Genomic DNA, 5,473 nt, shown 5'->3' with positions numbered 1-5,473 from the left:
TTCTTTGAATAGTCGAGAATATCAAAGAAGCGCGGAGTAAACTCCGTGCCCTTTGTAAGTGTTCCATCAAAATCTGAAAAAATTATTTTTGGGATCATAATATGGGCCCTCGCTGGGCCCTACTTAATTATTGAAGAGGGTAAGAAAGACCAACAAGGATTGAAGTAAATGAATCCTTCAGCCCAACTTGTATTTCAGCACTTCCCTGTAAGTGCTTATACTCTTCAACAGGAATATTTCCGTTAATACCAAGGTTAGCACTTATTGTTGACTCATAAGTCTTAGTGTCACCATCAAGTGAAAGACCTATAGGCATAGAGAAGTATGGGTATGCTTCTTTTCCCCAAAAGCTAAATCCTTTTGAAACAGTTGGAGCTAAAGATAATTTAGTTCTACTTACTTCAAATTCCTTTGCCATCTCTAAAGTTGTCTTAACTGACACTTTAGGCTGCTTATAGTAATCAGGGTAAATCTCATAATCTACACCTGTAAAGAATCTATTAGTCATCTCACCGCCAGAGATACCTAGACCAGCATCAAAAACTAGCTTCTTAGCAAGTTTTTGAGAGTATCTAACCTGAGCACCGATTCCACCACCTGATGAAGTAACACCAAGTACTTCAGATGAAATAAGCTTCTTTCCCGTCATCATTGGGTAAGATGAAACACCAGTCCCTAGGGCCCAAGCATTTGTAGTTAATAATGTACCGACAGCAATTGAAATAAGTTTTATTTTCTTCATGTTTCCCCATCCTTGAGAATAATGATTTATGTGAATCGTTCGTAAATATTGTAACGTCATCTTTGTGGTTGAGTCAAAATTGACCACGTGCAAAATTGTTTTTTTTTCATCATATCGACTCAGATATTGACTAGGGCCAATAAAACCACTATAAATACTAACTCAAGATATCAATGGTGGCCGTAGTTCAGTTGGTAGAGCGCCAGATTGTGATTCTGGTTGTCGTGGGTTCGAGCCCCATCGGCCACCCCATTGATCTTGATACATTCACGAAAGTGATAATCTCTTCGGAGTGACTCATATTAAGCCTCGTTCACAACCCGTTCGAGGCTTTTTTTTTGCTCAAATTCTTCTATAAAATCAGAGTACTTCTCAGATAAATCCTTGAAAGTATATTAAGTTAACTAGAGAAATAGTATCAAATATCGACTTTCCACACTTTGTTCATACTCTTTACTTATCTTTAAATCTAAGGACAGCACAGGCACCATGCTATAGGGGGATAGATGAAGAAAATACTTACCTTTATTACATTAACTTTAAGTATCAATTCATTCTCACATACTGGAATTATGCTAAGCCTAGTTGGAAAGTCTTGTGAAAATAAACAGCTAAACCAAGGCTGTGAATACAATGATCATCATCAAATTACCTATAGGGGAACATGTCAAAAAGCGACAGATAAACTTATCTGCATACAAGATCAAATGAGTAGTGATGACGTTTTGACCAAGGCAAAATCTAGTTCTCAATCTTAGAAAACTTATGGCAGAGAGAATCTCTCACCGGCAGCTCTCTGCCATAATTCTACCGGAGTAATAAAGAATTATACAAAGTCTTCAAAGACTTCTTTAACATTAAAGGATGCTTTAAGTTGCCTAAGAAGTGCAAATACACCGAGTAACTTTCTATCTATAAAAATGAATTGCGAGGGAATTGATTTAAACTTTAAAGTCTTTCTTAAGCGTTTTCCAATCTCTACAAGGTCATCAGGAAGAGTAGTATTACCCCAGTCAAAACTATCAGACCTAAGAGGATCGCTTACTCTTACAATATACTCCCACATTATATCTTCATCGTACTCTAAACTCTTATTAGAGTATTTGATAAATCTTTGAATCTCAGAAAAGAAGGCCTCTCGATCTAAGTTAAAGCTGTGCCTTAGAAAGTTTCGATAAAAATCTAAAACTTCATCTGTTAACTCTCCACAAGCACCAAAATCTAAGAGATAGAGTTTTGTTAGATCCTCATTAACGAGAAAGTTTCCACCGTGAGCATCACTTTGCACAAGATTAAACTCAAAGATTTCTTTTAAAAAGAGTTTAAATATTTTAGCACCGAGATTATCTATTTTATCTTTAGAGAAATCTGAAGGATTTATATCACCAAGATTTACTCCATCTATATATTCCATACAGATAGACTTTTTATTACAGTATTCATCAACGACAGAGGGAACATAAAAGAAGTCATCATCATTAGCTTCTTTATACTTCTTCATTAGAGATATTTCTAAATCATAGTCCATCTCATTTCTAAGCATTCTTTCTAATTCATTAAAGATATCCTCTGTATCTATTCCTTTAGGAAATATCTTCAAACTCTTCATTAACATTTTAAGAAAGAACATATCGCCATTTATGGCCTTTTCTATTCCTTTATACTGAATTTTGAGGACAAGACTCTTTCCATTCTGATCCTTTGCCCTATGCACTTGACCTATACTTGCAGCAGCCAGAGGATCTCTTTCAATTTCTAGCTCTTCAATTGCTTTTGAAGAAATTTGAGATTCAATTTGAGAGTAATCAAGAAAGTGACTCGAAGACTGAAGCTTCTTCAACTTTTCATTTATATTATCTGGAAGATAGTACTCTCCATACTGAGAGAGTAACTGACCAGCTTTAGTCACTGATCCTTTAAATGTAGATAATTCATCGATAAATTTATCAGGATTTACGCCTACAATACTTTCGATAATCTTCTTAGGATCATCTTTATTGGCAAGAATATTAGCACCTGTCTTAAGAGCATGCTTTAGCAAGACAGAATTTCTTTTAAATAAACCATTCTTAATTTTTGATATCTTCTTCAAAGAATCTCTCCAGTCTTATAATTATCAATAATACGCTCATTGACACAAAAGATCTCAAATACACACTTTTGTCTAAACTCTTTATTCTATCTTAAGACTTTCTAAAAAATACAAATAGCAACGATACAAATATTAAAATTAAGCAATAGTAAGAGTTCGTTACAATATCTACAGGTGTTAACTTAAAACTAGCTCCTAAAAGAAGCGCTTGAGCACCATAAGGAAGTAGTCCTTGCGTTATACATGAGAAGATATCTAATAAACTTGCAGATCTTTTTCCTGAAATCTCTCCGGCTATTGCTAGCTTTTTTGCAATTGGACCTACTACGATAATAGAAACTGTATTATTTGCTACACATAAATTTGTTAATGAAACAAGAAGAGAAATTCCCAACTGGTCTGCAATATATTGATTCCACTTTCCGACTTTCTTTGTAATTTTTTGAATTCCAAGAGATATAACCTCTAGACCACCACCTACTTTTATGAACTCAGAGAGTCCTCCTATAAGTAGAGAAAGAAGAAATATTTCCTGCATGCTACTAAAACCTTTATAAATGTCTTTAGTAAAAGCTAAGAAAGTATAGTCACCTAACATTCCTATTCCACCGGCCAATAAAATCCCTGAAAAAAGAACGACAAATACATTAACCCCTAAAATGGCCAAAACAAGAATAAAGAAATATGGAATCACTAATAAAGAGTCATAACTCTTTACTTCAAGTGCTTGAGGAGTTGGAGCTAAAAATATTAGTACAAGAATTGTTACGATTGCTGCAATAAGGGACATGTTGAAGTTTTCCTTAAACTTATCCCTCATATTACAGCCTTGAGACCTAGTCGCTGCGATCGTTGTATCTGAAATAATAGAAAGATTATCTCCAAACATAGCGCCAGATAAAACAGCTCCCGCCATAACAGTCACATCAATTCCGGCCTTAACAGAAACAGCATAGGCAATAGGTGCAATTGCCCCAATTGTTCCCATTGATGTCCCCATGGCCGTTGCGACAACTCCAGAGATAATAAAGATCCCAGGTAGAAGAAAACTTGAAGGAATAAGTGATAGACCTGCATTTACTACTGCATCTACTCCACCACTAGCACTAGCAACACTAGAAAATGCTCCAGCAAGCAGGTAGATTAAGCACATCGTTATTATATTATTGTGTCCTATACCTTTAACAAAAGTTTCTACACCAGAGCTCACTGAACCCCTATTTAGAAGAAATGCTAGAACTATAGCTGGGATTATCGCGATTGGTGCAGGCACTTGATAAAAAGCATAATCAACACCAATAGATTTGAAGTAGATTCCACTACCTAAAAATATTATTACAAATAGTAATAGTGGAAGAATTGTGAATTTTGAAAACTTCGTTATGTGATTATCCATTTTTATCTTTCTTGTTTAGGTTTTTTAAAATATTTACGAGATCTAGCTTTATCTAGAATATCATTATAAAAGTCCACACCTCTTAATAAGTCTTTTTCTAAAATAGACTTATCAAATCTTAGATCTCTTAACTCTTCTAAGTTATGAAACTCTGATACTATCTTTCTTTCAAGTTCACTTATCTTTTCTTTATTGTCTAGATTCTCTTCATTTTGTCTAAAGGCATCCATCCCTAAGCGATGAGCAGTTTTAAATTTATCTTCACTTTTAAAGGAGCTACATTGTCCGAGGTAAGCATGACCGGCCAAACCATCCTTAAATCCACCATACGAACTGCAAAATACTCTAAGTCCCTCTAGTCGTCCTTTTGTATACATCTTTTCATCTGGTTTCGTTGTACACTTTAAAGCATGTTGCAAAAAGTATGTACTTCTTCTGCCCTCTTCACCATCCTTCATCCCTTGATCGTGCCAATTTAGTGTAGAACAGTCTTTTTTCTCAATACTTGAACAAGACGACAATAGGGAAATAGAAATAATCAATAAGTACCGAAACATTTAAACCTCAAAATTTATAATATTTAGATACTTATCGACATTTTAAGGAATAAATCAACTAGGTTTTTGGAGCTTATTTCTAATAAAGTCCCTGACCTTTTCAGTTGTCCAATCTTTACCAAGAGCACATATATCCTCAGCTGTTGGATCAATTCCCAACTCTTTTAAATAGTCGCTATCGCATATGAAGAATTGTTTTCGGTAGACCATAAGGAACTCATTTTCTTTTTGAAATTTAAGGGCCTCCTCTTTTGTTGAAAACCACTTCTTCCACTGAGCGGACCACTTTGGAGGGTTTACTAAATCTGCATACTCATAAGAGTCTTTGAGGGTCTTCCAATTGGAATAGTTTGCACTCTTAGCAATAATTTCAAAAGCATCCTTAAGAGCGATTTCTTCTCCTTTAGATCTTTTTGCCTTTTGTAAAAGTTTGGCCTTAATTTTTAATGAATCAACACTTGATTGTGACATGACACTTTCTCCTCTGGTTAATGTTACCTTCTCCGTTATTGGTAACCAAAAGATAAAATGTAATAAGTGATATACTGAAGTGAGGTACTCTTTCTAACGGTTAGGCGTCTTCAAAGCCTGAATCAACTATAACTTATCTCTATAGTTGATTCAAGTTGAATATATTGAACTAAGAATCAGATTTTTCAAAATTTACTAATTTTTTAAATCCTCCC

Annotated in this window: 6 protein-coding genes and 1 tRNA gene; 2 read left to right on the top strand and 5 right to left on the bottom strand. The window is 34.7% G+C overall.

The window, feature by feature from the left end; genetic code table 11:
- Positions 1–127: 127 nt before the first annotated feature.
- Positions 128–742, bottom strand: a complete 615-nt coding sequence (locus ABX784_RS15170) for a hypothetical protein (protein WP_372655907.1) — start codon at positions 740–742, stop codon at positions 128–130.
- 176 nt (positions 743–918) lie between these two features.
- Here ABX784_RS15170 and ABX784_RS15165 point away from each other — a divergent pair.
- Positions 919–994, top strand: a tRNA-His gene (locus ABX784_RS15165).
- Between the two features lie 254 nt (positions 995–1,248).
- Positions 1,249–1,500 carry a hypothetical protein gene (locus ABX784_RS15160; RefSeq protein WP_372655906.1) on the top strand — a complete coding sequence of 84 codons (252 nt, stop codon included), beginning with the start codon at positions 1,249–1,251 and terminating at the stop codon, positions 1,498–1,500.
- Between the two features lie 68 nt (positions 1,501–1,568).
- On the opposite strand, the gene ABX784_RS15155 is transcribed toward ABX784_RS15160, so the two are convergent.
- From ABX784_RS15155 to ABX784_RS15140, 4 genes are all read right to left on the bottom strand, one after another.
- On the bottom strand, positions 1,569–2,834 hold the full coding sequence (locus tag ABX784_RS15155) for an ABC1 kinase family protein (RefSeq protein ID WP_372655905.1): 1,266 nt from the start codon (positions 2,832–2,834) through the stop codon (positions 1,569–1,571).
- Positions 2,835–2,925: 91 nt separating this feature from the next.
- Entirely contained in the window at positions 2,926–4,230 is a 1,305-nt protein-coding gene (locus ABX784_RS15150; protein ID WP_372655904.1) for a Na+/H+ antiporter NhaC family protein, read from the bottom strand.
- Between the two features lie 2 nt (positions 4,231–4,232).
- Positions 4,233–4,787 carry a DUF2799 domain-containing protein gene (locus tag ABX784_RS15145; protein ID WP_372655903.1) on the bottom strand — a complete coding sequence of 185 codons (555 nt, stop codon included), beginning with the start codon at positions 4,785–4,787 and terminating at the stop codon, positions 4,233–4,235.
- A 54-nt stretch (positions 4,788–4,841) separates the two neighbouring features.
- A complete protein-coding gene (locus ABX784_RS15140) occupies positions 4,842–5,258 on the bottom strand; it encodes a glyoxalase superfamily protein (protein ID WP_372655902.1) in 417 nt (138 codons plus the stop codon).
- Positions 5,259–5,473 lie beyond the last annotated feature (215 nt).

Source organism: Halobacteriovorax sp. (genome assembly GCF_041587335.1).
GTDB lineage: Bacteria > Bdellovibrionota > Bacteriovoracia > Bacteriovoracales > Bacteriovoracaceae > Halobacteriovorax.
This window is presented reverse-complemented; position numbering and strand designations above follow the sequence as displayed.